The 4,160-nt window shown below is 48.7% G+C and carries 3 protein-coding genes; all 3 read right to left on the bottom strand.

Features of this window, described 5'->3' with window-relative positions; translation table 11 throughout:
* Nucleotides 1-29: 29 nt before the first annotated feature.
* The gene (locus tag RMO52_RS24150) at nt 30-1,817 is read right to left on the bottom strand and encodes a methyl-accepting chemotaxis protein (protein WP_310419469.1); all 1,788 of its coding nucleotides are present in this window, start codon (nt 1,815-1,817) and stop codon (nt 30-32) included.
* A gap of 158 nt (nt 1,818-1,975) precedes the next feature.
* Entirely contained in the window at nt 1,976-3,013 is a 1,038-nt protein-coding gene (locus tag RMO52_RS24145) for a chemotaxis protein CheW (RefSeq protein ID WP_310419466.1), read from the bottom strand.
* A 43-nt stretch (nt 3,014-3,056) separates the two neighbouring features.
* Nucleotides 3,057-4,160 (bottom strand): response regulator (locus RMO52_RS24140; RefSeq protein WP_310419463.1); only part of this gene is annotated, 1,104 nt, incomplete at its 5' end.

Here is a 4,160-nt window from a genome sequence, read left to right as displayed (position 1 = left end):
CCTATCCCCTATCCCCTATCCCCTATCCCCTAACTCACCACTGCTTGCAGCTCATCGGCAATCTGGTTGAGTTCTCTAGTAGAGGTTTTGACTTTGTGCATCCCGATGGCACTCTCTTGAGAGCCTTGAGAGATCGCGTTCATTGCGCCTAGTACCTGTTGAATCGCGGTAGATTGGCGTTGGGTACTGGCGGAAATTTGTTGAGAGTTCAAAAATACGTTGTTGACAGCATCGGTAACGCCGATAAAGGTCGAGGCGGTATTTTCGGCAATTTGAATCCCTTCAGTGGCGGTTCTGGTACCGCGATCGGTGACGGTAACTGTGCGGGCGATCGCGGCTTGAATATCTGTCGCCAGATCGTTAATCTTTTGAGCAGATTTTTTACTTTCATCTGCTAGTTTCCGAATTTCACCAGCAACTACGCCGAAGCCTTTCCCCTGTTCGCCAGCGCGGGCGGCTTCTACAGCGGCTTTGAGTGCGAGCATGTTGGTTTGTTTGGCTAAGTCGGATACGGAGTCGGAGACGTTGGTAATTTGTCCGGTTTGTTCGCCCAAATTGACGATTTGCTGGGCGATTTCATCGACGCGATCGCGTAGTTCCGAAATCTCATGGATGGTTTTTTGGACGGCTTTAGACCCTTCTTCCGCCAGTGAGAGGGCTTGTTTGGCTCCGGTAGCGGATGCGGTAGCTTGTGCGGCGGTGGCGGTGGAGATATTTTCTAATTCATTGACGCTATCTGTCGTGGCGATCGCCGAATTAGCTTGTTGGTTGATGGAGATTTCTTGAGACTCAACTGAATCGACGATTTCGTTGGCAGAATTGGTAATCGTCGCGATCGTCCGTTGGACATATCTGGCGGTGCGATCGGCAAAGAAAATCGCTAATCCGACTGTCAATGCACCTGTCGCCATCGCCCCGAGTAGAGTCGTCCACAACAGCCCTTGCAGTTCGATGTAGGCAGCATCTTCATCGATCGTTGCTACCGCTGTCCAGGGCAATTCTGTCATGCCCTCTAGCTTTTTCAAGGGAGCCGCACTCAGGAGTTCCGATCGATTGCTCCCAGTCTGTTGGCGTAAGATGAGCCCGCCCTTGGTGCGTGCTGCGAGCATTGCTGGAGATTCTGGCTGGTTGGTATATTCCCCACTAGAACTAATAAATACTTTGTTATTCTGGCGATCGATAATGTGATAGCGTTCTTGCTTATTCGCGAAATCTTCTAGCACTGCTCCCAGTCGCTCGACTGGGGTGCGCGTTCTGACTACCCCGATAATATTATTCGTAATTGAATCCCTAATTGGTGCGGCAAAAAACACCGAGATTCTACCAGTATATTTACTAGCTTCTGGTGCGGAAACAACTGCTTTTCCCGCTTTCAGCGCATCTTTGAAATACTGACGATTTGAGTGATTAATTTTGGTAAGGGACTCTCCTTTGCTCTGAGCGACTAAGTTACCTTTGATGTCAAATACAGCAATACTGTCATAAACCTGATAAGTATCAATGAATCGATCGAGTAGGTTGGTTTTTTCGGCTGTCGAACTAATTGCGATTACTTTAGCGCTATTAAAAATTGGTAGTGCAGAGATTACCGAAACATCACCATTGCGCTCGAACATAAATCGATTGAATTTATCGGCGATCAGTTCTGCGCGCTCTTTTTCCTTTTTGGCTGCTTGCTGTTGGCTGGCAGTACTAACTTGCAGATAAGTAGTCGTGCCAATTGTGGCGATCGGGAGAATACCTAGGGCGATCGCGATCAGTGTTGATTTGGTCTTAAAGGATAAAGTATTAACTCTATTCCAGAGATTGGTTTGCATATACTTTCGGAGGGGATGATGTGAGATAAGTTAAAAATATAAAGTTTGAGCTAATCGATGTTTATAATTTCTTGAAAATTAAGTTGCTACTTGAGTTAAAAAATGCTAGTTATTGGCAACCGTGGCGATCTTGAAGTGCTATGTCAGCGATGTTATTGCTAGACAGCACTAGCCACTAAAAATTTGCGTTCTACCAACTCGCGCAGATCGAGCAAATACATCAAGCCATCGGCATATTTTGATACTCCGCGTAGATACTGACGAGAGCGATCGCTGGCGGAGATTGGCAGTGCGTCAATGCGATCTCCGGTGAGATAAAAGACATCAAAAATGCGATCGACGCCAATGCCCATTTTGAGACTATCGATCTCGACGACAACTACTTCCTGACGTGGTAGCGGTGGCATCTGCAAGATACTACTCAGCTCTAGTACAGGCACGATTTCGCTCCGCCAGTTGATTTGACCTAAAATATGTTCCGGTGCAATCGGGACTGGTGAGATCGAAAAGCGATCGAGTACATCGACATCGAGGACTAATTCGAGTGGCAATCCGAGATATTCCGAGCCAATCTGGACGACTAATACTCCCTGCTCGTCACTGCTGCTCTGAGTTAGATCGATCGCTGTCTGGAGTTGACGGGCGCGCGTGGCAAATGTCGCTCTGTCGGCGATACTAGCCTCGGGGCAACAGCGACTATAAAAGTCCGCACCTGCACCAGCAATCAGTGGTGAGCTAGTTTGGCGATCCAATGCCGCCACAGCTTCGGGTTCGCGAATGAGCCGATCGAGATCGAGGCAAGTTATGGGTGCGTCCAAACCTTGGGCGATCCCACTGATAAAGTGGCGATCGGTTGCTGCTTGGCGAGCTTGAATCAAGGCAGTGTCTAATGGCTGCGGATCGATCGTTTGGACGTCAAATACCTCATGGGCGACAATCGCCATCTGGATACCTTGACACTCAACTACGATCAGCCGATCGCTCACACTACAACCCGAAAAACCTCGCCCAAATCGCAAATCTAAGTGCATTACTGGCACCATTTGCGATCGCCAATTAAAGATACCTAAAATATCGGCTGGCGCGGTGGCTAAGGTGTGTAACTCCGGCAACGAACAAATTTGGCGGACAAAATCGGCACTAATTCCATACAGCGATCCATGCAACGCAAAGATCAGATGCGGCTTACCTGACATGATGTTTATGAATATAGATTGGGTGCGATCGAGCGGATACTTATCATTGAATATGCCCACCTTTGGTATACTGATTAACAATTGCGACCAACTTGGCATCGTCGATCGGTTTGGTGAGATATTCAGTTGCGCCGACCATTTCGGCTAGGGCGCGATCGTAGCTCTTATCCTTAGCTGTGAGCATAATAATCGGCAATTGCGTAAACTTGCTCATCCGCCGCAGCGTCTGACATAGCTCGATCCCATCGATTCCGGGCATCGTCACATCTAGCAACAACAAATCGACAGGCTGTCGCGCCAGTAAATGCAGCGCACTCATCGCATCATTGGCAAGTAGTACCTCGCAGATATCGCTGAGTGCCCGCTTGATCCGCGTTTGGACGATCGGACTATCATCGACAGATAAGACAATCGGCAATTCGGGCGGCACGATCGATTCGAGGGAAATATCACCCCCACCTTGGATCGGCGCTTGAGTGTGCATCCAGCCCATTTGTACCCATTGCGCATAGGAGCGAGCGACTTGGAGCGGATCGCGATCGAGGACACTAGCAATCTCGACGATCGTTTTTTGCCCGTCAAACCACTTTTGAGAATGTTGTTTGATGGCGACTTCGGCGATCTTTGCCAGCATTGCTGGCGTTGGTGGCAAGGGAATTGCTGCAATACTCGGAATCAAACTACTAATTTTGCTCCAATACTGCTGGCGAGTATTGACAGTCATCATGAGCTGATTCCAGTTCAAGCCACCGCCCTCCGCCCGATGGTAGAAGTCCACTTCGGTTTGCGGACTAAACCGATATTTACCCGCAAAACTAATCGCTTGTTCGAGGGTAAATACGACTTGTCCCTGCGCCCAAGTCTCGATCTGTTCCCAGCTCAACACCTGTCGCTGCACCAAAAAGGTCAATAGTTCTCGACTCGAATGCGGGTAAACTAACTGCTGAATCAGCCAACCCTCGATCGATTGTGTATATTCTGGCTTAAATTTTTGAACTAGCGTTCTGATTAGTTCGCCGCGATCGATTAATTTATTGCCGCCGTATGTAATTTCCCCCTTGTACCAAATTAGGACTCGCTGCCAACATTTACCAGGCTGTACCTCCACTTCCAACTGTAAAGTGCCACTCGCCTGCTGTTGCCGAAA

Source organism: Chamaesiphon sp. OTE_8_metabat_110 (genome assembly GCF_031382685.1).
Taxonomy (GTDB): Bacteria; Cyanobacteriota; Cyanobacteriia; order Cyanobacteriales; family Chamaesiphonaceae; genus Chamaesiphon.
Note: the sequence above shows the minus strand (reverse complement) of the source record. Positions and strands in the feature narration are given on the sequence as shown.

What these genes read in the sequence shown, in the direction of transcription:
- RMO52_RS24150 (WP_310419469.1), bottom strand. Translation starts at nt 1,817, where the DNA reads ATGCAAACCAATCTCTGGAATAGAGTTAATACTTTATCCTTTAAGACC.
- RMO52_RS24145 (WP_310419466.1), bottom strand. Translation starts at nt 3,013, where the DNA reads ATGTCAGGTAAGCCGCATCTGATCTTTGCGTTGCATGGATCGCTGTAT.